This window comes from Chryseobacterium sp. SG20098 (genome assembly GCF_031844745.1).
In the GTDB taxonomy this organism is placed as follows: domain Bacteria; phylum Bacteroidota; class Bacteroidia; order Flavobacteriales; family Weeksellaceae; genus Chryseobacterium; species Chryseobacterium cucumeris.
The window spans coordinates 3,130,202-3,152,052 of sequence record NZ_CP134622.1 but is presented as its reverse complement, the minus strand read 5'-3'; the positions used below and the strand labels follow the sequence as shown (position 1 = coordinate 3,152,052).

Annotated in this window: 21 protein-coding genes and 1 rRNA gene; 9 read left to right on the top strand and 13 right to left on the bottom strand. The window is 36.5% G+C overall.

The window, feature by feature from the left end:
* The first annotated feature begins 14 nt into the window (after positions 1–14).
* Positions 15–122 (top strand): 5S ribosomal RNA (rrf, locus tag RHP76_RS14415).
* A gap of 729 nt (positions 123–851) precedes the next feature.
* On the opposite strand, the gene RHP76_RS14410 is transcribed toward rrf, so the two are convergent.
* Positions 852–1,013, bottom strand: a complete 162-nt coding sequence (locus RHP76_RS14410) for a bacteriocin-like protein (RefSeq protein ID WP_311228447.1) — start codon at positions 1,011–1,013, stop codon at positions 852–854.
* A gap of 224 nt (positions 1,014–1,237) precedes the next feature.
* Between RHP76_RS14410 and RHP76_RS14405 the strand changes: the two genes are divergently transcribed.
* Together RHP76_RS14405 and RHP76_RS23455 are read left to right on the top strand one after the other, a co-directional pair.
* The gene (locus RHP76_RS14405; protein WP_120233322.1) at positions 1,238–1,507 is read left to right on the top strand and encodes a hypothetical protein; all 270 of its coding nucleotides are present in this window, start codon (positions 1,238–1,240) and stop codon (positions 1,505–1,507) included.
* Between the two features lie 129 nt (positions 1,508–1,636).
* The gene (locus tag RHP76_RS23455) at positions 1,637–1,825 is read left to right on the top strand and encodes a bacteriocin-like protein (protein ID WP_409193485.1); all 189 of its coding nucleotides are present in this window, start codon (positions 1,637–1,639) and stop codon (positions 1,823–1,825) included.
* Between the two features lie 44 nt (positions 1,826–1,869).
* On the opposite strand, the gene RHP76_RS14400 is transcribed toward RHP76_RS23455, so the two are convergent.
* A complete protein-coding gene (locus tag RHP76_RS14400; protein WP_062676114.1) occupies positions 1,870–2,820 on the bottom strand; it encodes an isopenicillin N synthase family dioxygenase in 951 nt (316 codons plus the stop codon).
* A gap of 84 nt (positions 2,821–2,904) precedes the next feature.
* Here RHP76_RS14400 and menD point away from each other — a divergent pair, with 84 nt between their 5' ends.
* Positions 2,905–4,575: a 2-succinyl-5-enolpyruvyl-6-hydroxy-3-cyclohexene-1-carboxylic-acid synthase gene (menD, locus tag RHP76_RS14395; protein WP_311228446.1), complete on the top strand. Its 1,671-nt coding sequence runs from the start codon at positions 2,905–2,907 to the stop codon at positions 4,573–4,575.
* 2 nt (positions 4,576–4,577) lie between these two features.
* Here menD and RHP76_RS14390 read toward each other — a convergent pair whose 3' ends face one another.
* Both RHP76_RS14390 and RHP76_RS14385 read right to left on the bottom strand, forming a co-directional pair.
* Positions 4,578–5,204, bottom strand: a complete 627-nt coding sequence (locus RHP76_RS14390; protein ID WP_062676112.1) for an aminotransferase class IV — start codon at positions 5,202–5,204, stop codon at positions 4,578–4,580.
* On the bottom strand, positions 5,188–6,165 hold the full coding sequence (locus RHP76_RS14385) for an aminodeoxychorismate synthase component I (RefSeq protein ID WP_311228445.1): 978 nt from the start codon (positions 6,163–6,165) through the stop codon (positions 5,188–5,190). Before RHP76_RS14385 ends, RHP76_RS14390 begins: the two co-directional genes overlap by 17 nt.
* A gap of 45 nt (positions 6,166–6,210) precedes the next feature.
* Here RHP76_RS14385 and RHP76_RS14380 point away from each other — a divergent pair, with 45 nt between their 5' ends.
* The 4 genes from RHP76_RS14380 to RHP76_RS14365 all read left to right on the top strand — a co-directional run bounded on the left by RHP76_RS14380 (position 6,211) and on the right by RHP76_RS14365 (position 9,080).
* On the top strand, positions 6,211–6,936 hold the full coding sequence (locus RHP76_RS14380; protein ID WP_062676110.1) for a hypothetical protein: 726 nt from the start codon (positions 6,211–6,213) through the stop codon (positions 6,934–6,936).
* A gap of 72 nt (positions 6,937–7,008) precedes the next feature.
* A complete protein-coding gene (locus tag RHP76_RS14375; protein WP_062676109.1) occupies positions 7,009–7,737 on the top strand; it encodes a hypothetical protein in 729 nt (242 codons plus the stop codon).
* Positions 7,738–7,751: 14 nt separating this feature from the next.
* Positions 7,752–8,831, top strand: coding sequence for an AI-2E family transporter (locus tag RHP76_RS14370; RefSeq protein WP_062676108.1), 1,080 nt, complete (start codon positions 7,752–7,754; stop codon positions 8,829–8,831).
* 54 nt (positions 8,832–8,885) lie between these two features.
* A complete protein-coding gene (locus tag RHP76_RS14365) occupies positions 8,886–9,080 on the top strand; it encodes a DUF3820 family protein (protein WP_311230264.1) in 195 nt (64 codons plus the stop codon).
* Positions 9,081–9,159: 79 nt separating this feature from the next.
* On the opposite strand, the gene uvrB is transcribed toward RHP76_RS14365, so the two are convergent.
* From uvrB to RHP76_RS14350, 3 genes are all read right to left on the bottom strand, one after another.
* A complete protein-coding gene (gene uvrB, locus RHP76_RS14360) occupies positions 9,160–11,151 on the bottom strand; it encodes an excinuclease ABC subunit UvrB (RefSeq protein WP_311228444.1) in 1,992 nt (663 codons plus the stop codon).
* A gap of 176 nt (positions 11,152–11,327) precedes the next feature.
* Entirely contained in the window at positions 11,328–12,740 is a 1,413-nt protein-coding gene (locus RHP76_RS14355; protein ID WP_311228443.1) for a M56 family metallopeptidase, read from the bottom strand.
* A 2-nt stretch (positions 12,741–12,742) separates the two neighbouring features.
* Entirely contained in the window at positions 12,743–13,114 is a 372-nt protein-coding gene (locus RHP76_RS14350) for a BlaI/MecI/CopY family transcriptional regulator (protein WP_062676105.1), read from the bottom strand.
* 106 nt (positions 13,115–13,220) lie between these two features.
* Between RHP76_RS14350 and RHP76_RS14345 the strand changes: the two genes are divergently transcribed.
* The gene (locus RHP76_RS14345) at positions 13,221–14,438 is read left to right on the top strand and encodes a PQQ-dependent sugar dehydrogenase (protein WP_311228442.1); all 1,218 of its coding nucleotides are present in this window, start codon (positions 13,221–13,223) and stop codon (positions 14,436–14,438) included.
* A 144-nt stretch (positions 14,439–14,582) separates the two neighbouring features.
* On the opposite strand, the gene RHP76_RS14340 is transcribed toward RHP76_RS14345, so the two are convergent.
* The 6 genes from RHP76_RS14340 to RHP76_RS14315 all read right to left on the bottom strand — a co-directional run bounded on the left by RHP76_RS14340 (position 14,583) and on the right by RHP76_RS14315 (position 21,844).
* Positions 14,583–16,493, bottom strand: a complete 1,911-nt coding sequence (locus RHP76_RS14340; RefSeq protein ID WP_311228441.1) for a TonB-dependent receptor plug domain-containing protein — start codon at positions 16,491–16,493, stop codon at positions 14,583–14,585.
* Between the two features lie 15 nt (positions 16,494–16,508).
* A complete protein-coding gene (locus tag RHP76_RS14335; protein WP_311228440.1) occupies positions 16,509–17,009 on the bottom strand; it encodes a TonB-dependent receptor plug domain-containing protein in 501 nt (166 codons plus the stop codon).
* Positions 17,010–17,171: 162 nt separating this feature from the next.
* Entirely contained in the window at positions 17,172–18,329 is a 1,158-nt protein-coding gene (locus RHP76_RS14330) for a pyridoxal phosphate-dependent aminotransferase (protein ID WP_288442689.1), read from the bottom strand.
* Between the two features lie 2 nt (positions 18,330–18,331).
* On the bottom strand, positions 18,332–19,408 hold the full coding sequence (locus RHP76_RS14325; protein ID WP_311228439.1) for an FAD-dependent monooxygenase: 1,077 nt from the start codon (positions 19,406–19,408) through the stop codon (positions 18,332–18,334).
* 347 nt (positions 19,409–19,755) lie between these two features.
* A complete protein-coding gene (locus tag RHP76_RS14320) occupies positions 19,756–21,132 on the bottom strand; it encodes a tryptophanase TnaA (protein ID WP_277693594.1) in 1,377 nt (458 codons plus the stop codon).
* Positions 21,133–21,226: 94 nt separating this feature from the next.
* A complete protein-coding gene (locus RHP76_RS14315) occupies positions 21,227–21,844 on the bottom strand; it encodes a DUF502 domain-containing protein (protein ID WP_062676099.1) in 618 nt (205 codons plus the stop codon).
* Positions 21,845–21,851: the final 7 nt, after the last annotated feature.

Here is a 21,851-nt window from a genome sequence, read left to right as displayed (position 1 = left end):
TTATATACCTTCTTTAGGGTGGTTTTAGCGGTGGGGCTCACCTGTTCCCATTCCGAACACAGAAGTTAAGCCCACCAGCGCCGATGGTACTGCTAACGCGGGAGAGTAGGCCGCCGCCAGTTTTTATTTTATTTTTAAAAAACCTTTATCTTTACGATAAAGGTTTTTTTGTTATATACCTACACCAACACTAAACCCACTCAACATACTCCCCAAACTAACTAACACAAAATCCAAACAGAAAGAGAAGTAATGAGTAATAGGTAATGAGCAGTGGATAATAGATAATAGATAATAGATAATAGATGTTCGTAGTAAGTAGCCCAGCTCATCTATCCGCTATTCTTCTTCCTCCAGCTTCAGGCTTCCTGCTTCCAGCCCTCTGTTTTTTATTCTTTATCCAACGATGGATCTTTACCTTCAATACTATTTATTCTTCCCAGGCTGTCACTCCAAAGAAATCTAAATAAGGTTTTCTTTATTAAAATGCTTCGACTCCGCTCAGCATGACAATGCTAATACTAACTGCTAAAGAATCGTGGACATTATCCTGCCATCTTGCATCCTTTAAACCTCTAATAAATAAGTCTGGATTCCTGAGGAATGAAATAATTGGAATAAACGTGCATCCTTACACTTGCAGTTTTGAGATCTAATCGCTGTACTTCGTAACCCGGAAATTAGGATCTCTATCTTTTAAGGCCGTAAATCGCTTATTGTGGTTGAAAGCTAGTTCATATTATATAAATGAGATTTAATCCCTCATAATTCACCTTATTTTAAGTCAAAAGAAATAAAAAAACCGCTTCTCTAAAGAAACGGTTCTTATGGGTTACATTTTGATTGTAATCTTACATATCATTGTTGGTATCCGGGCATTTGAAATCATCGCTGCAGGTTGCACAAACAATGGTTCCATTACAATAGTACATGCAGAAATCTGCTTCAGGAAGGGTGGTACCTCCTGAAATGTTTTTTAATTGGTCTTTTTTTAGTTTTTTTAGTTTTTTCATATGGTTTTAATTGAAAATTTGTAAGTAAAGTAAAAATAGTTAAAATATTTTTAATCAATAATGTTTATTACATTAAAAATAAAAAATTAATATAACAAACAGCTTTGAGAGCTATAGGATCAATGATTTGTATATAAACATTTGATTGCTAATAAAATAAATGCTATTTTTAAGGTAGCGTTATCCGAAAAGCTTACAGAGTAGGAAAAACTAAAACTATAACTATGAAAAAACTAAAAAAACTTTCAAGAGACGACAAAAGAAGTATTGTTGCGGGTGCCAATTTCCCAGCCTATTGCTTAGAAGGCGGCGGACCGGGAGAAGGCGGCTGTTCTGCAGGACAAATCTGTTCGGGGGGAAAATGTGTTCCTTACGAAAATCCTGGAGGTGGAGAAAATCCTGGAGGCAGTGGAGATACATATACCTGCATCTGTCCGTGGGGTACTTTTACACAATCGACTCCTTGCCCAGAATTTTATTGTATAACAGGATAGGACAAAATTGTATTATTAATTAACTCTCATTATAGTTGGAAAATTATTGATTTTATTCAGTAAATATTGCTAATTTACGCAAGCGTTATCCGAAAAGCTTTCAGAGTAGGAAAAACTAAAACAATAACCATGAAAAATTTAAAGAAAATTGAGAGAAAAGAATTGAAAAGTATTTCAGGAGGACTTGATAAGTGTTACGATCTAAGGGATTCTCCTGATGATCCTTGTCAGGAACTTAATGATCAAAATAACGGTTGTTACAGAATGAATAGCTGCACAATGTTATGTACACGCGTTTCCTGTTTAACTGGGATGTAATATAGTGAAAACGGCTGCCTCAAATAGAGGCAGCCGTTTCTTTTTTATTTTTTAATTAACCCCAGTTCGATCAATCTTTCATGCAGGAATTCTCCGGCAGTAGTATCTTCGTATAGCTTTGGATTGTTTTCATCTACACAATTTTCAAGGGCATTTAAAGACATTGCACTGATAGGATGCATAAAGAAAGGAATTGAATATCTTGAAGTACTCCACATTTCTCTTGGTGGGTTTACCACTCTGTGAATGGTAGATTTCAATTTGTTGTTGGTATGTCTTGAAAGCATATCTCCAACATTGATCATCAATTCATCTGGTTCAGCAATGGCATCAATCCATTCTCCGTTGTGGTTTTGAACCTGAAGCCCTTTACCCTGTGCTCCCATTAGAAGAGTGATAAGATTGATGTCTCCATGAGCTGCTGCTCTTACCGCATCATCTGGCTCTTCAGTGATTGGCGGATAGTGAATAGGTCTTAAAATAGAATTTCCTTCTGCGATTTTGTCATCAAAATAAAATTCATCTAAACCAAGGTGTAATGCTAAGGCTCTTAACACATACTGTCCTGTTTTCTCAAGCATTTGGAATGCTTCTTTACCAACTTCGTTGAATTTTGGAAGTTCATCAACGATTACATTGTCTGGATACTCACTTCTGTATTTTGAATCATCAGACAGATACTGTCCAAAATGCCAAAATTCTTTTAAGTCTCCTTTTTTGAAACCTTTAGCAGTTTCTTTACCGAATCCTACATAACCTCTCTGGCCACCAATTCCTGGAATCTCATACTTTTGTTTCGTTTCCACTGGTTGTTCAAAAAAGTTTTTCACCTCTCCATACAAATCTTCTACTAGGTTGTCATCAAGAAAGTGGCCTTTTAAGGCTACAAAACCAATTTCTTCATAAGCTTTTCCGATTTCATTTACAAATTTCTGTTTGCGTTCCGGGTTGCCCGAAAGGAAATCACGCAGGTCTACACTAGGTATTTTATCCATTTTTAGAAATTTACGAACAGCAAAATTACATTTTTTTTAATTTAAATGATTTTAAAATCATTATTTATAAGTTAAATTTGCTGTATGAAAAAATATTCTTCTAAGAGAAGTATCCAAATAATTGCACATCTTCTTCAGCAGTACGGAATTGCAGATATCGTAATTTCACCGGGGTCAAGAAATGCTCCTTTGGCCATCCATTTTTCAGAGGTAGATCGTTTCAACTGCTACAGCATTGTAGACGAAAGAAGTGCGGCTTTCGTGGCAATGGGAATGGCAAAAAGTGAAAAGAAGCCTGTAGCGGTTACCTGTACCAGCGGATCAGCAGTAGTTAACTACTATCCCGCGGTTACTGAAGCTTTTTATCAGAATGTACCCCTTTTGGTACTTACTGCAGACAGGCCGACAGATTTTGTTGATATATTCGATGGGCAGACAATAAGACAGAAGGATGTTTTTCATCAGCATTCCTATGGCGACTTCCAGCTTTTGGAAGACAGCAAGGAGAATGCAGAAGATATTAATTTCGATATCATTAAAAAAGCTATTGAACTTTGCTTTGAGAAGCAAGGTCCGGTACACATTAATATTCCTCTGGAAGAACCTTTATATGAGCTGGTATCTGAGCTTCCCACTTTCCCAACTGTGGAAAAGACCATCAAACGTAAAGAGTATGAAATACCGTCCAATCTGATTGCAGAATGGCATACTTCGCAAAGAATTATGCTGTTAGTGGGAACAAGAGACTACAGCCCGGAACTGGAAAACCAGCTAACTCAGTTGGTGAAAAATCATTCTGTAGTGGTATTGAGTGAAGCTAATTCAAATCTGCACCATGAGAAGTTCTTCAAACATATAGACCGTTATATTTTCAATTTTACCGAAGAGGATTATAAAACATATGCTCCTGACCTGTTGATTACAGTAGGACAGAATGTGGTTTCCAAAAAAGTAAAGCAATTTCTGAGAAGTGCCCGCCCAAAACAGCACTGGCATCTTGATGAAGTATGGCAGCCTGATACTTATTTCTCACTGACAGAAAAGATAGAGGTGAAGCCGGAAGTTTTCTTTTCAAAACTGCTGAAATTTATCAATCTGGAACCTAGACCTTATTTTAATCTTTGGGACGTTTTAAGAGATAAAAAAGATGCTAAACACGAGCAATTTTTAAATACAATTGATTTCTCTGATTTTTATTTCTTCAATAAAGCATCACAGACAATTCCTGAAAACTATAACATTCACTTCAGTAATTCATCTGGGATCAGATATGCCCAGCTGTTTGATTTCGGAAAGAGAAAGATGTATTGTAACCGAGGAACAAGCGGTATTGATGGATCTACTTCTACAGCAATGGGATTTGCCATCAAAAATGAAAACCCAACTTTATTGATCACAGGAGATCTTAGTTTCTTCTATGATATTAATGGTCTTTGGAACCAATATATTCCACCGTTTGTAAGAATTATGATCTTCAATAATGGTGAAGGTAATATCTTTAAAATCATTCCGGGACCTGGAAATGCCAACCCGAATACATTAGACGAATTTATTGCTACAAAACACCGCAAGAACGCTGAATCCCTGGCGAAGCATTTCGGATTCTCCTATATCAGAGTAGAGGATGAGCTTACGTTGGACAGAGTGCTTGAGAATTTCTTCAAACCTGATGCACAGCCAAAAATCCTGGAAGTAAATACTCACGGGAAGAATAGTGCAGATGTACTGAAGTCGTATTTTGAGTTTATGAAATAGATTTAAAGATCAAGATATTCTTCACTCCCTGGCAGATTGATAATTCTGTCAATAGGATAGATAAACATATCATCAAAATCATTCAACGCATTAATGATCTGGAAATGGGTGAATTGCTTTATGTTCTGTAAAGTAATCTCCGTTTCTTTGATCTTTTTTTGCTTTAAAAGATGCTGTCTTTGTACTCCGTTCAACAGATAAGTAGAAGGCGTAAACCAATCTTTCCCTTTCAAAAACAAGAGGTTAGAGAAAGATGTATCGGTGATATGATTGTTTTTAACAATGATAATTTCTTCAGCTTTCGCCTTAGCTTTCATTTTATCCAGTTCTTTACGATCCTCAAATTTGAAAGAATAGTCGAAGCTGTTATTTTCTACCAGTTTGAAATCCTGTATTTCCGGGATTGCGTATGGAATCATCTGTGTCCTGATTCTTTTATCGAGATCATAGGCAATTCTCAGTTTGAAAAGACCATCCTCGTCATGCTGCAGGTTTTTATAGATTTTGGCCAGATCAATAGAGTCTTCCTTCCCGAAATGGGAAAATGTCTGATTGACACGTTTCTGATGTAGATCCAATAGAAAAACCTCCTGATCTTCTACTTTAATGCTTTCAATGAATTGGGACATAGATTTTATTTTTCATTTCCTGATACTCGTCTTCTAATTTACTCATGTGCGTTATACCGCCTCCGCTTTTGAAATAAAGTTGGTCTTCTTCTTTTTCTATAAAGCGTATCATTACACAACTGTCTACATTTTGGCCGTCAAACCAGCCGCAAACTCCCGTATAATATCCTCTGTCATATCCTTCCGCATCCAGAATTATTTCCAGTGTTTTAGGTTTGGGAGCTCCTAAAATAGAGCCGGCAGGAAGAAGTTTCTGCATAATACTTCCTACTTTTCCTTCATATTCAGGTTTTATCATTCCTGAAATTTCAGAACTCATTGCATATAGATCCTTTTGCTGGGTTTTGATAAAGTCAATATGCTGGAACTGGTCCACCTTTACTTCATCAGCGACCATACTCAGATCATTGCGGAGAAGATCTACTACGGTGTAATGTTCTGCCTTCTCCTTTCTGTCATTCTTCAGAATTTCTGCTGCATTTTCAATAGCTGCGTCAATTGTTCCTTTCATAGGATAGGTGAAAATTTTTCCATCAATGATCTTCACAAAAGTTTCAGGAGAAAAAAATACAAAAAAATCTTTATAAAAAACTTTGTACTTTGCATTTGAGTGGTAAAAAATTTCTTCTAAGGTTAAATTGGTCTCAATTCGTGTTTTTCTAGTATAATTTACTAGGTAAGAGTTTCCCAAACGAATATTTTCCTGAACTTTATTAAAGCCGGCCTGAAAGCTATCCAATGTTTCAGGAAAAGACTTCCATATTACTTTTTTGTCCAATTTATGTGTCTCCTTTGTGTTTGAAAAGTCTTGAAAATCAATAATTAAACCTTCTTTTTCAATTTCATGCTCCTGATAGATTTCAATATTCTCCGAGAGAAAGTCTATGACGAAAAAATAGGGAACCTTCTGAAGAGAAAGTTCGTCCATTTCCATAAATTTTTGATGATTCACTGAAAACATTCTGCAAAAGTACTTATTGATGTTTACTTTTGCATAAATTTTTTTATGATGCAGAATAAATATCCTCAGAAACCGGGAATAGATTTTATATTGAAGCAGGCTTTTTTTTATTGGAATAAAACACTCGTTTTTCAGTTGATGTTTTCCATTGTCTTTTTTGGAATCTTGCTTACAGGAGTGATGCTTTTCGGAGAGAAGTATGATATTTTTTCTTATAATAAAGAATTGCAGGAAGCCTTTATGCAGGGCACTCAGGTTTATCTGAAGAAAATGGAGCAAATAACAGCTACTGAAAATTATCAGATGTTTACATTGGCAATCTGGGCAACCACGGCATTTCTGTATCCTTTAAATCTTGGAATGTTCCAGATCTTCCGTAAGATGGATCTTAAAGAGAATATTGTAATAGGAGATCTTTTTGCAGGGTACAACGGGCTTAATTTTTTTAAGTATGTGGGATATTTTCTTTTCTGGTTCTTTATTTACAAATTTACCATTCCTACTGTTGTATTGGCTATAATTTGGGTTGCTGTAACCATTTTTGTTGCTCCATTGATGTTCTTTACCAATAAAAGAATTTTTGAAGCCATTTCCTTGAATTTTAAAGCGCTTAAAATGTATTTCGTTGAAATCATGGTGTGTGTGATCGTTGCTTTTCTATTTAAGTACTTAGGTTTTGCTTTGTTTCTGATAGGTGGACTTTTCACTTTTCCTTTTTGGAATGCGATGATTTATTCACTTTATAAAACAGTCTTTTCGGAGAAAAGTTAAAATTCATTCGTGTTTAATGGGATTTTTTACTAAAAAAAAGTAAATTTGGTAAAATCATTAAATATTTAAACTATGTCTGAATTTAACGAATTTGATCAGCAAGGCTCTGTACCCAACAGAGAAACGGGATCAATTATTTCTCATGCTTTTGAAATGTACAAAGGCGTTTTCGGTTACGGAATTGTAGCTATGATCATCTATCTGATCGGAGGTTCTGTTATTCAAATGCTTACAGGATTTGATTCTGCTTCTATGGTAGAAGAGATGAAATCTTCAGGAGGCGATTTTAATTATTGGAGTGCACCGGGACTTCCTTTATATATGGGAGCTTCCAGTCTTTTTGGCCTTTTATTATCTCCTTTGTATGTAGGATTGATCTACATGGTGAATAAATACAATACCAAAAACCCTATTGAGTTTTCCGACCTTTTTATCGGATACCGCCAGAATTTTGTAAACATTTTGATTTATAGTCTTCTTGCCTGGATTATTTCCTCGATAGCTCTGGCATTGTGTGTTTTGCCTATCATTTTTGTATATCCTTTCCTTTTAATAGGATATCCGATTCTGTTATTTGAAAATGCTTCAGCTACAGAAGCTTTATCAAAGTCGTTCAACATTGCTAAAGAGAACTATGGAACTTTCTTATTGACAGGGTTTTTAGGGTTTTTGATTTCTATTGCAGGGGTTATTCTTTGCGGAATAGGGGTTATCCTGACAGCTCCGTTTATTATGATTGTAATGTACTCAACCTATTGTGCTTTCTTAGGAAAACCAAGACAAATTATGTTCAGCAAATAAAAATATAAAAATACATGATGAATAAGGACAAACAAATAAGCAGTGTTGCGATAAAGCAGATGTCATTGCTGGCCATCATTCTGGTATTGGCTGGATTGATCTGTTTTAATCTGGCATTGTTTATTCCGTCGGTGTTGGGAGCAATTACCATTTATGTAGTCTGCAGAAAATACAATTTTTATCTGCAGGAAGAAAAAAAATGGAAACCGTCACTGGCAGCCTTTGCATTGATGTTTGCGAGTCTTATTGTCCTTATTCTTCCGATTTATTTTATTGCCGATCTCATTATTGATAAACTGGGGAATGCACAGGCTTATATGGCCAAATTCAATGTTTTTCTGGACAAAATACATTCTTATATCTTCTCAAAAACGGGGTTTGATATTCTGAGCAAAGAAAATATGGCCAAGCTGAAAGATAATGTAGGGAAATTTTCTACTTCTGCAGTCAGTGGGACATTCAATACCCTTACCGTAGTAATGTCTATGTATTTTATTCTCTATTTTATGCTGGAAAGACCGAGACTCTTTGAAAAGATCCTTACTTCTTCCGCCCCGCTGAAGCGAGCAAACATCTCCCTGATCGGCGATAAAATGAGAAAATTAATTATGGCCAATGCAATAGGAATTCCTGTTGTTGCAGTAGGACAAGGAATTGTTGCTCTTATTGGTTATCTGATTTTCGGTGCGCCGGGAGCCATTCTGCTTTTTGCTTTAACAGCTGCTGCATCAGTAATACCGGTTGTTGGAACTGCTATTGTATATGTGCCGGTGTGTATTTTTATGATTGCTGAAGGAAATACAGGACAAGGTATAGGTTTAGCCATCTACTGTCTTGTAGTAGTAGGTCTTACCGATAATCTTCTTCGTTTTACCCTTTTAAAGAAACTGGAAAATATTCACCCATTGAATACTGTATTCGGAATCATCATGGGAATGAATCTTTTTGGCTTCATGGGACTGATTTTCGGGCCTATTCTGATCTCACTAACCCTTCTGCTGGTTCAGGTATACAGAAATGAATTTTCGGATGAAGAAACCCCTCCTGATCTTGAATTACCCGGTCAGGATGATATTAAAGAAAAATTAATCTAATTAGATAAAAACGTGGAAGGACTTAATCCCGAAATATTAAAGGAAATCTGTGTAATGAAAATGCCTTTCGGTAAATATGAAGGAACGGTTCTGGTGGATCTTCCTATCAGCTATCTGGAATGGTTTAATAAAAACGGAATGCCAAAAGGAAAACTGGGAATGCAGCTGTCAACAGTTTATGAGATCAAATTAAACGGACTCATGGATCTTTTGGTTCCCATCAGAGCAGCGGTAAGAAATGGATTGTAAAAATTAAAATATACCCATTTTAGTATATAATTTCGGCGGCATCGAAGATGCCGCCGAAACTATTTTATCATTAATCTTTTTAAGCTTTCAAAGCTGCAATTTCATCTCTCAGCTTGGCAGCTTTTATAAAGTCAAGATTTTTTGCTGCAGATTCCATTTCTTTCTGTTTCTGAGCAATCATTTTCTCAATATCTTCACTGGCATAAGTCGCTTTTGTTTCCGCAACTTTCTGAAGGATTTCTTTTTGCGTATATTTTTCATCCGGGAAGTCTTTGCTTCTTCCTACGAGATTTTCGGATATCTTTTTATTTAGGGCTTTGGGCTTCAGACCGTGATCTTCATTGTACTGCATTTGCTTGGCACGGCGGTATTCGGTTTCATCCAGGGTAGCCTGCATGGATTTTGTGATTTTGTCTGCATACATGATTGCCTTTCCGTTCACGTTTCTTGCGGCACGGCCCACAGTTTGGATCATTGATCTTCTGCTTCTAAGCATTCCTTCTTTATCAGCATCCAGAATGGCAACCAGAGAAACTTCAGGTAAATCCAGACCTTCTCTCAATAAATTAACCCCAATCAGTACATCAAAAAGTCCTAAACGAAGATCCTGCATGATCTGAATACGTTCCAGGGTCTCTACATCTGAGTGAATATATCTCGTTCTGATTCCGAACTTGGTAAAGTATTTCGTAAGTTCCTCTGCCATTTTCTTGGTTAAAGTAGTTACCAGTACTCTTTCATCAGCATCAGCTCTTTTCTGGATTTCTTCCATCAGATCATCAATCTGGTTCAGTGAAGGTCTTACTTCAATAATCGGATCAAGAAGCCCGGTAGGGCGGATGATTTGTTCAATATAAGCACCTCCCGTTTTTTCAAGTTCATAATCTGCAGGCGTTGCAGAAACATAAATAACCTGATTCTGAATAGCTTCAAATTCTTCAAACTTTAAAGGTCTGTTGTCCATCGCTGCAGGAAGTCTGAAACCGTACTCCACTAACGCCTCTTTTCTGCTTCGGTCTCCCCCATACATGGCATGAACTTGCGGAACAGTTACGTGGCTTTCATCAATGACCATTAAAAAGTCTTTAGGGAAATAGTCAATCAGACAGAAAGGTCTTGTTCCCGGAAGACGACCATCCAGATACCTGGAGTAGTTTTCAATCCCTGAACAATAGCCCAGTTCTTTAATCATTTCAAGATCCAGTTCAGTTCTTTCCTGAAGTCGTTTTGCTTCTAATGGCTTCCCAACGGAGCTAAAGAAATCCACCTGTTTTACCATGTCGTCCTGAATATCTTTAATGGCGCCATTTAAGGTTTCCTTCGATGTTACAAAAAGATTGGCAGGATAAATCTGTATCTGATCAAAATTATCCTCTACATTTCCAGTAACAGGGTCGAAACTTTGAATCTTTTCAATTTCATCTCCAAAAAACTGAATTCTGATCGCATTATCAGTGTAGGCAGGGAAGACATCGATTACGTCCCCTTTTACACGAAATGTTCCTCTCTGGAATTCATTCAGCGTTCTGGAATACAGTGCATTAACTAGTGAATGGAGAAGTGCTGTTCTTGTCACTTTCTCACCAATAGCGATAGAAATCAAAGATTTATGAAATTCGGTAGGATTCCCGATACCATAAATACATGAAACAGAAGCCACAATCAAAACGTCTCTCCTTCCCGAAAGAAGGCTGGCAGTTGCAGAAAGACGTAGTTTTTCTACCTCTTCATTGATACTCAGGTCTTTTTCAATATAAGTTCCTGTTGTGGCAATATAAGCCTCAGGCTGGTAATAATCATAGTAGCTTACAAAGTATTCCACTGCGTTTTCGGGAAAAAACTCTTTAAACTCCATGAAGAGCTGTGCAGCAAGCGTTTTATTGTGTGCCAGTACCAGAGTTGGACGTTGTACTTTTTGTATCACATTCGCAACAGTAAAGGTTTTTCCGGAACCTGTTACCCCTAAAAGCGTTTGATATTTCTCACCGATCTCTATTCCTTCAGTAAGTTTTTCAATAGCTTGAGGCTGGTCTCCGGTAGGTTTATATTCTGATTGAAGCTTAAAATCCATAGAAAAGAATGTATACAACAAAAATACGAAAGAAATTATTAGGCTGTATAATGTTTTGAAGGTGAATATTTTGATAATATAATTTTAACTTATCATCCTTGATTTTTGATTTTTTGAAGTTGTCTGATTACGAAAAATTGAAAAAATAAAAAAGCGCTGAAAAAAGCGCTTTATTGTTATTGCCGTGTAAAAGTCATTGTTGCCGGAACTTTCAATACTGAAGCAATGTTTTTTCCATCTTTCATTGCAGGTATCCATACTGTTTCATTACTGATTTCAGTGACTGTTTTTAAAAGTTCCCGGTTCAGAATTTCATTTTCTCCCGAAGTAGTTACCAGAGTTGTCTTTCCTGCTTCATTGATATGAATATACGCGGTAGAGGTTATAGGGCTGCTATAGTCTCCTAACTTACTCACATCTACGCTTCTGCTTATTTTGATTTTTAAGTCTTTAGGCCCTCCGGGATATTGTGCTGGAAATTCGTTCGTATTCTGTTGGGTATTGACCGATGAATTTGTGTTTTTACTTTCGCGTGTTTTATCTACTTTCGGAATTATTGTATCCGGAACTTTTTTCAATTCCTCTTTTTGGAAATCTATTATACCAGATGACTTTCCTTCTTCCTTGGTTTTTTCAAAATAGTCCTGACTTTTTAAATCTGTTTGTTTTGATTCCTTGTGTACAATTTGATCCGGGATCTCTGCTATTCTTTCAGAAAGAAAAACATGAGTGGAATTTACTGCATATGTTCTTTCAGAGAATAAGACAGCTGCAGTAATTAAAACGGTGATTCCTGCTGTTTTCTTTAGCAGACTAAATTTTGATTTTTTTGTTTTCATCATAATAAATCTTTTTTTGGTGTTATTAAAATTAAATGAATGAGTCAAAGGAGGATTTTGATGGTTCAGAATTTCTTCAAGAATAAGATTCTGGTAATCTTTGATGTTGCAATTGCTTTTCACGACAGCTTCGTCTGCCAGGAATTCATGATTTGTGATCATCGCTTTCTTATAAAGGAAAAGAACAGGATTGAACCATGTAAAGACTTTTAAAGTGTTCAAAATTAATAGGTCAAGGCTGTGATTTTGTTCAATATGAGTTCTTTCGTGAATGAAAATTCTTTGATCTATTGTATCGTTTTTCATATAGTTTTCGCCCATATACATTGTATTCCAAAAACTGAAAGGGGAAAGATTTTCTTTTGTCAATAATATAGTATGGCTTTGGTAAATATGTCTCTTTCCGGATATTTTTTTGAGCTTCACAAGGGAAATAAAGCTTTTTATCAACAGAAATAGGGTGATGAAAATATAAATTTCCCATACCACATTCATCCAGTTAAAACTTTCCTGCTTTTGAGGGATAAAAACCAGTTGTTGTGCCGTTTCTTCTATGATCATTTGCGGCATTTTCTCAGTGCTGTGATTGGGAAGAGTAATAGTAACAAAAGGAATTATATAAGAAAGTACTAACGAACTTAATAAATAAAGCCTGTTGAATCTGAGCATTTTTTCTTTTTCCAGAAACAGATAATAAACAGCAATGAAAATAGAAGAACACAGAATTATTTTCAGAATAATAGCAGTCATATTTATTCTTTAATTTGTTCATCAATAATATCACGAAGTTCTTTCAGTTCCTTTTGGCTAAGTTTGGCATTGGAAGTAAAAAATGATGCAAACTGCGTTACAGAGCTGTTAAAAAAGCGGTCAATCATGGAAGTCATTTCTTCCTTAAAATATTCCCCTTTTTCTACTTTTGGAAAGTATTCGCGGGAATTTCCATAAAGTTTATAGCCTATCAGTTCTTTGTTTTGCATTCTTTTAAGTAAGGTTGCAATAGTTGTTGGTGCTGGCTTTGGATCCGGATAGGCTTCCAGTATGTCCTTCATGAAAACAGTTTTCTTTTCCCAAAGAATTTCCATAAGGCTTTTTTCAGAATCAGTTAGTTTAATCTCTTTCATTCTACAAGTTTGTAATTTATTCTACAAATGTAGAATAAAAATTGATATGTGCAAATTTTATTGGCATTATTTTTCCATTCGTTGTATAACATCTAATTATAATGATATGAAAATCAATCAATTTTATATTCCTGTAGTAAGCCTTTTTCTTTTTTTATCTTCATGCAAAGAGAATCATGCCAATGCTCAGCGGACTGGAAATGACGGAAGTGTGGAAACGGAAAATCCTAATTCTGATTATAAGCCTGCATTTAAAGGGCAGACAAGAATCAAGGCTGTAAAAACAACAACGCCCTATGCCATAGAAATATTGAATAAAGACCTTGGAAGACCATGGGGAATTATCAATCTACCTGACGGAAAATTTCTCATCACAGATAAGAAAGGGTATATGAATGTGGTTTCAACAGATGGAAAACAGGTGTCAAAGATTGAAGGTTTTCCAAAAGTAGATTCAAAAGGACAGGGCGGAATGCTGGATGTAGCACTTGATCCTGATTTTAAAACCAACAATATTATTTATTTCAGTTTTTCGGAACCTTTTGGAAAAGGAAACTTAACATCTGTAGCAAAAGGAAAGCTGTCTGCAGATCTTAAAAATATTTCAGAAGTAAAAGTTATTTTCCGTGCTGAACCTTCTTATGACGGAGATAAGCACTACGGAAGCCGTCTGGCTTTTGATAAAGATGGACATTTATTTGTCAGTACAGGAGAAAGATCAGATAAAGTAACCCGTGTATATGCGCAGAAAACAGATAATTATCTAGGCAAGATTTTAAAGATTACAAAAGATGGTAAACCTGCGCCGGGAAATCCTTTTATTGGGAAACCCGGTTATAAACCTGAAATATATGCTTACGGAATCCGAAATCCGCAAGGAATGGCTATCGATCCCAATGGCAAGCTCTGGGATGTTGAAATGGGGCCAAGAGGGGGTGATGAAATCAATCTGATTCAACCGGGAAAAAATTACGGCTGGGGAGATGTAACCTATGGTATCGAATATTCAGGGGATAAAGTAGGACAGGGTATCACTCAAAAAGAAGGAACCGAACAACCTGTCTATTATTGGGATCCTGTGATTTCACCAAGCGGAATTACTTTCTATACAGGAAATATTGATGAATGGAAAGGTAATCTCATTATCGGATGCCTGAGTGGAGAGCACATTAACAGAATTGTTATGAAAGATAATAAAGTAGTGGGTGAAGAACGTCTTCTTACAGATCAGAAAGAACGTTTCCGTGATGTATTAAACGGTATGGATGGGAATCTGTATGCAGTAACAGACAGCGGTAAGCTTTATAAAATTTCAAAAAAGTAGAAAAAAACTGTATCAAAATTTCACTCTGACCGAAATAAAATGTAGTGAAGAATCTTATGTTATTGGTTTATAAATGAGACTCTTCCTTCGTCAGAATGACAAAGGTGAAATTATTAACCTTTGATACAGTTTCTTTTTATTCTCTTAAAACTTAAAATTAAGTCTGGCAAAAACCTGTCTTCCGGCAAATCCCATCTGTACAGGATCAAAAATACCTCCGGCTTCTGTATTTCCGTCGGATACATGTGTAGTCTGTAAAGTAGGATATCTGTTGAACAGGTTTTTACTTCCTAAAGTCAGATTCAGATTCTTGCAGAATTCATAGCCGAAAGAAAGATCGGTGGTTACTTTTGGATTATAGACCTGTTCTGAGTCGTCATAACCAATCAGGGTTACTTTATCAAATCGTACCATCTGCAGATTTACATTGAATTTGTTGAGTCTGTAATTAAGGTTTAAATTTACTTTTGTCTTCGGAGCAGAAGCAAGAATAAATGCTTTTTCTCTTGCACTCAGGTAAGTATCTTCTTTCCCTGCCAGCTGTTCTGAGGTATTGACTTTTGTGATTTCCATATCATTATAGTTTCCTGCTAATGTAGCAGTCAGTTTTCCGGAACCGATATTTTCAGTATAGCTTAAGATCACATCAACTCCTTTTGTTTTGGTATCGATGGCATTGGAAAAAAACTGTACCTGGTCGATAAATGGATTCTCTTCTTGAACTTTTTCTGGTAAGTCTGCTTGTGCAAAATATCCGGTAAGAACAATTCTGTCTTTAACACGGATGTAATAACCATCTACGGTGGCTGTGAATTTTCCAGTATTGAAGGTAAACCCGGCGCTACCGTTCACTGAGGTTTCCTGCTTCAGTTGAGGAATTCCCAGGCTGCTTGCGATGTTACTGTCATTAGAAGCGAGCTGAATAGTGACCAGTTTACCGCCCTGGAAGTTGGTAAATTGCTGGCTGTAGTATTTCTGAGCCAGAGAAGGCGCTCTGAACCCAGTAGAAACGGATCCCCGGAAAGCAAACTGTGGCGTGATCGCATATCTTGTAGCAAATTTACCATTCAGAGTGCTTCCGAAATCATTATAATTTTCAAACCTTCCGGCAATGCTTATCATCCAGTTTTTAGTAACATCCAATTCTGTATCTACATAAGCAGCAAAGTTGTTTCTGCTATTTCCTGTATCTGTAGAATAGCCAGGAAAACCTTGTGAACCACCTGGCCTTACATTGCCACTTGACGGATTCGTAACCAACAAGTTTTGAGGTGTGTTTGAAGTCACCAGATTTCCATTGATATCATACATGGCGTAAGAAGCCTCTTCTCCTTTGATGATATCAAATTTTTCATATCTGAATTCAGATCCGAAAGCAACGTTAAGCCCTTCCAGTACTTTGAACTGTTTCACAGCATTAAACCCAGTTGTATTCTGCAGCAGAGAATGTCCTCCTGCATTAAAGCTTGTAGGAGATTTGACTCCTAAAGTGGCATTAATTGTATTGTCTATCTGGTAAGTAAACCTGTTGTTACCAAAAGCATTATAAAAATCTACATCCCAGTCTGCAACTTTGAACTTTAATCCGTTGTCAAACGTAAAATCCGTAATGCTGGTATTTTCAACCGGGTTAAATCCTGTAGGGTAAACTTCAGGAATATTACCGTCTGCATCTGGGGTTCTGGTCCATGCATAAGCCTTAGTATTTCTATGTGAAAAACCTTGGCGGGAATAAAACTTCAGACCATCAGATAACGGGACTTCAATATTTCCGAAAAAGTAGATGTTCTGAGCTTTTGCATCTCCGAAACGCTGTCTGGGAGAGGTGTAAACATCTGGATTGGCATTTCGTATGGCGTAATCTTTATTGATGAATTCTACGGTAAAGTTTCCGAAACCACCTTTTGATCCTATTTTAGTTCCCAAATTTCCATTGAAATCAAAGGTGGTTCCGTCTACTTTGTGATCTGATACTACGTCATTATTACCTGGACTTTTGAAAAGATTCATACCTGTGAATAGATTTCCTTCAAAACCATTATTTCTGTCATTCAAAATAACATTAATTACTCATGCAATAGCATCCGAACCGTATTGGGCTGATGCTCCGTCACGAAGAACTTCCACTCTTTTTATGGCGCCAATAGGGATCGTATTCATGTCATATCCCGTATTTCCTCTTCCTTTGGTTCCGAAAAGGTTAATCAGTGAAGATTGATGGTATCTTTTTCCATTTAACAAAAGTAAAGTCTGGTCAGGACCAAGACCTCTTAACGTAGCGGGATCTACAGCATCAGCACCGTCGGATCCTGATTGTTTATTGGAGTTAAAAGAGGGTGCTGAAAATTGTAAAAGCTGGTTGATTTCCACTTGACCCGTTGACTGGCTTACCTGTTTAATGTCTATAATATCAATAGGAACGGGCGTGTTTACCACTGTTCTTTTCTTGTTTCGGCTTCCGGTAATGGCAACTTCGTCAATTTTTGATTCTTTCAAAGTATCTTTTACCTGCTGGGCATAGGAGAAGGCAGAAACTCCAAGGAAAATAATGCTGATATATTTTATTTTCATATTAATAATTTTTAGTGATGATTCAATCAAAATTATCAATATTTATTTTTAAATCAACATGAAAATAAAATATTTAGTATGGATATCTTAATTTCGTGTTGATTTGTGATAAATTCGGAAAAATAATAATCTATTATTTATATTTAATTAAAATTTTTAATGTTAAAAGCTGGTAATGATTCTGTTAATTCCTTCTTCTAAAATTTCCTGGGATGTAGAAAAGCAAATTCTGATATGTCCTTCAGCTCCTTTTCCGAACCATCTTTCTGATCCCGGAACAATAGCGACTTTCCCGTGAGTTAAGACATGTTGGGCAAACTCATCGCTTGTCATTCCGTTTTTAATCTTTGGAAACAATACAAAAGTTGCCTCCGGGAGATTAGGTATTACAATTTCTGAATGGCTTAATAATCTGAAAGCAAGATCTCTATTGCTCTGTAAGTGAGCCAAAAATTCTTTGTACCATGGTTTTGCCTTCTCCAGTGCTACACTTCCGGCAATTTGAGACAAAGTAGAAACCCCTTCTATTGTAGAGTTGAAATTGGATTTTTCTGTGAAATCTTCAAGAATATCCTCATCATTGCAGAGTACGGCTCCAATCCTCAATCCTGCTATTCCAAATGATTTTGAAAACCCATACACGGTAAAGCTCTTTCTCTTTGCCTTATCTGAAACGGAAGAATAGGTATGAAAGTCTTTATGATCATAAATAATATCACTCCAGATTTCATCACTCATCACCCAAAGATCATGAGCAGATGCAATTTCTGCTACTTTTATCAATACTTCTTTAGAGTAAACTTTTCCGAGCGGATTGTGAGGATTGCATATGCTGATAAGTTTAGTTCTGGGATTGATTAAAGAAACCATTTTTTCAAAATCAATTTCTCCTGTTGTTGTATCCGCAGGGCAGAGCATTACTTTCCCACCCGCAGTTTCCACCGATTTTTTGAAAAGAAAATCTACAGGATCCAGAATAATGGCTTCATCTCCGGGGTTGAGTACATAGGATGCAATAAGGAACATTCCCTGGGCAGCACTGTTGACAGCCAGAACATTCTCCGGTGAGAAGCTTCCGTGTTTTTCCAGGTTAAAGTGATCTGCCACGCTTTTCTTAAATTCCGGAAGTCCGGAAAACGGGCCATAGCTGAGGTAACCGTCTTTCAGGTATTCAATAATTCCCTGTTCTATTTCAGGTGCTGTTCTGAAGTCGGGATCAGCTGCTGTAAGAGGAATGATTCCATCTTCGAGCGTAGCCCATCTTCCGTTATATGCCTTTCTTTTCAAGGCTTCAAGGTTGATATCGTTATTGGTGAACATTATTATTTATAAGATATGGGTAAAATATTTTCGGTTTGTTGGTTGAGTGGAAGCAAAAACTGATTGAGTAATATCCTTCCGTTGTTAATATGAACTTCGATTTCAGGTTTTCTCTTAGCTTCGTATTTACTGAAGGCGGTCTGTATATTTTCTTCTTCAACTAAATACTTCGTTAATAAAAGTGAGTCTTTCAAAGCAGAGGTAACTCCCTGACTGGTAAATGGAATCAGTGGATGTGCTGCGTCACCTATGAATACTGTGTTTTCTTGATAAAATGGATTAAGTTTTTCAAGTTCATAGACATTCCATAAATGTACATTTTTATAGTCCGATTTTTGGATGATTTCCGGGATTAGAGGATGCCAGTTTTCAAAAATTTCAATCATGTATTTTCTTAAGTTCTCCACAGAACATTCATTGATCATGTATTTTTGGTTGTCAAACTGTGAATACCAAAGAACAGTATCATCAGAAAGTTTAAGAATCCCGAAAGTAAGGCCTCCGTCTTCATGGTGGAACTTCATAAAGTCATTTTCAATAGAATTGGCAATTTCTTTGTTTTGAATGATATTCACGACTTCACTTTCTCTTACCACTCTCATCATTTCATCTTTAAAAAGATGTTTTCTGATGCGGCTTCTGGAACCGTCAGAGATGACAGCAATGTCAGCATCAATATCAGTCCCATCGGAAAGCTTCAGTTTACCGTTCTGTAGATCATCAAAAATGATAGTTTCTTCGTAGGTTATCTTTTGCGGAGTAATATTTTGTGTTAATAAACTGATCAGTGAATGTCTTGAAATGGCGAAAACATGATCCAGATTCTTTTCAGCCAGTACTTTTCCAGTGTGAGAATATTTTGTGTATTTTTTTAAAAAGTTTCCATGCTTAAGAAGCAGTTCGGAGTCAATAATCTGGTAAAGATAATCCATTCCTTCCTGCGGAATAAGAAAACCGTGGCCTGCCAGATCTTCCTTTTTTCTCCTTTCGTAAATGTGGTAATCAATCTTGTGCTTTTCTAAGTAATTCGCCATGCTTAAGCCAGAAATACCGGCGCCCACGACAGCAATTTTCTTCATTTTCGGAATAAAGTGTTTTTCAGGTTGGTTTTGTAAGTATTTTTTTTAATCACCCTTAGGTAAATGCAAAATTAAAATTAAAAACCTTCACTATTTCAAAAAAATAAGTCAATTTAATTTTGATTTCATGAAAAATAAAACGAAAAACATAAGATATACTATGCAATAAAAAAATATGATTGATTTATATGTGTTTATAAGATATGTTCTATTGCAATATCTTAATGATTTTTAGTGGATTAAGAGATGGCTGGTCTTTGAGAACGTAAAGAATCAGATTGTTGTTTGTTTAAAACAATTTTGAATTTTAAGACATAAAAAAACCGGAAAGAATTCCGGTTTTATGATTAAGCTTTTTCAAGCTGAACGGTAAAGTGTCTTAAAATTTCCGGTTCCCACGTGATCTTGTAGCCTTTTGCTATTTCTTCGCGTCTTTCGTATACATTTTTGATGGCAGCAGCAATATAATCCATGTGGTTGTTGGTGTAAGTCCTTCTAGGAATTGCCAGACGTACCAGTTCTAACTTCGGATAACGGTTCTCTCTTGTGTCAGGATCTCTGTCTGCCAGTAAAGTCCCGATTTCTACAGTTCTGATCCCTGCTTCCTTATAAATTTCCAGTCCTAATGTCTGAGCCGGATATTCTTCACGGGAAACATTCGGAAGGAAGTTCAAAGAATCGATGAATACGGCGTGTCCTCCGATTGGTTTCTGAACTGGGATTCCATATTCAATCAGTTTATTTCCAAGATATTCAACCTGAGAAATTCTGCTTTCAAGGTAAGCAAACTCAGTAGCTTCATCAAGTCCTACGGCCAATGCTGCCATATCTCTTCCTGCCATTCCTCCATAGGTAATGAAACCTTCATAGATGATGGTGAAGTTAGAGGCTTTTCTGAAAACCTCTTCGTTGTTTAATGCAATGAATCCTCCGATGTTTACTAAACCATCTTTTTTGGAACTCATTGTCATTCCGTCTCCGTAAGAGAAAATCTCTTTACAGATCTCTTTAATGCTTCTGTTTTCCTGTCCTGCTTCTCTTTTTTTGATGAAGTAAGCATTCTCTGCAAATCTTGCTGAATCAAAGAATACAGGGATTCCGTATTGGTCAGAGAGCGCTTTTACAGCTTTCATATTTTCCAAAGAAACAGGCTGTCCTCCAGAAGAGTTACAAGTAATCGTAATTAAGCAGAAAGGTATATTTTCTTTAGGATGGCTTTTATAAACTTCTTCCAGTTTTTCAAGGTTGATATTTCCTTTGAATGGGTGAAGATCATTAATATCAAAAGCTTCGTCTATCGTACAGTCAATTGCATGTGCCTTTCTGAATTCGATATGACCTTTTGTCGTATCAAAATGCGAGTTCCCAGGAACTACATCACCTTCTTTTACCAATACTGAGAAAAGGACGTTTTCAGCAGCCCTTCCCTGGTGTGTTGGTAATAAATATTTGAATCCTGTAATTTTTTCAACGGTTTTCTGTAACTGCTCAAAAGAACGTGATCCAGCATAGCTTTCATCTCCGGTCATCAAAGCAGACCATTGTCTATCAGACATTGCTCCCGTTCCTGAATCGGTAAGCAGGTCAATATAAACGTGCGAAGATCTTAGGTTGAAAAGGTTATAATTAGCTTCTTTAAGCCATTGTTCTCTTTCTTCTCTGGTGGACTGATAGATTTCTTCCACCATTTTAATGCGGAAAGGTTCCGCGTACGGTAAATTCATGAGTTAAATTATGTTTTAAATTGTTTGTAAAGAAAATGTGCTTGAAAATAATTTTTCAAAATTCATCAATGTATAGATAAGTCGGAAAAAGAGATTATTCCGGAGCCTTAAATATATTTTCATCAGAATGGAATCCGGCTACACCGCCGCTCACTGCAAACTTCATGGCAGAAGCTGCTGTCATTCCCACTACAGGTTTGATGTTTTTTTCTTCAGTAACAATTACCCAGCCCGAAATAGCGTACGAGTGGGGAAGGTATACCGCAACGTAATTATGCTTGTCAACGTCCGACATTTCTTTTTGAGTTAAAAAACCGATTCTCCAGATTTCCGGATTCTCGTTGGTTTTTACCCATACAGGATCGTTGAATTTTTTCTTGTCGCCTACGAATGAGGACATGACGTCTTTCGTAGGAGTGTAAATGTGTTTTACTCCCGGAGTTTTCTCCAGTAAGCTGTCCATGGTATCGAAAAAGAATCTTCCGACCACGAATTTATTTCCTAAATATCCTAAAATAGCTGTAAACAAAATAATAGATACGAATACAAGCCCGGGAACCTGCTTGGCTAAAGAAGGAACAAGGTTGTCAATCGCGCTTACAATATACCAGATTACAAAAATAGTAAGCCCTATAGGACCAATGATAACCAATCCCTGGAAAAAATTTTTCAGGAACATATTGGCGATATTTTCAAAGCTTGGCTTCTTCAAGGTGTAT